General features: G+C 31.7%; 1 protein-coding gene. It reads right to left on the reverse strand.

Annotated features, from left to right (window positions below):
* Positions 1-10: 10 nt before the first annotated feature.
* Positions 11-220, reverse strand: a complete 210-nt coding sequence (locus tag DRF57_RS23495) for a hypothetical protein (RefSeq protein WP_115921136.1) — start codon at positions 218-220, stop codon at positions 11-13.
* Between the last annotated feature and the right edge of the window lie 262 nt (positions 221-482).

Consider the following 482-nt stretch of genomic DNA (forward strand, 5'->3'; position numbering starts at 1 on the left):
TCGGATTTTATTATCTAATGGTTATTAGAACAGTATACTGATCATCTGTTGAAAATAGTAGACAAAGGTCATCTTTATAATTATCTTCAGTATAAAATTCCATGAATTTTTTCTGGTCACTCATTAATTGTGGGGTAATAATAATCTTCACGGGTGGCTGCCATTCAGCAAATTCATTCTCTGCCCCTTTTTTTTCGGCTAAAGCTTCTTCGTAGGTCATTTGTGATTTTTTAATAGGTTACATATTGTTTATAGTAATCGTTACTACTATTTTTGATTGTCCATCCATTCCTACTGAAAGAAAGGTGTTTGCAGATACGTTTGTTTCGCTAGGTAATTTAATCCTATTTTTTTCTTCTGCCACACTACAAAAGTATAAAGTATTCTCATTTTGTGCAAGTTGGGATTGTTTCTCATCAATGAATTTATACGTTCCGTAAAAATACGGGGATGTAGTTCAAAAAATATTTATTACATTTGGC

The sequence above is a fragment of the Chryseobacterium rhizosphaerae genome (assembly GCF_003385455.1).
GTDB lineage: Bacteria > Bacteroidota > Bacteroidia > Flavobacteriales > Weeksellaceae > Chryseobacterium > Chryseobacterium rhizosphaerae.

Coding starts and splice junctions, on each gene's coding strand:
- DRF57_RS23495 (WP_115921136.1), bottom strand. CDS start 220: ATGACCTACGAAGAAGCTTTAGCCGAAAAAAAAGGGGCAGAGAATGAA.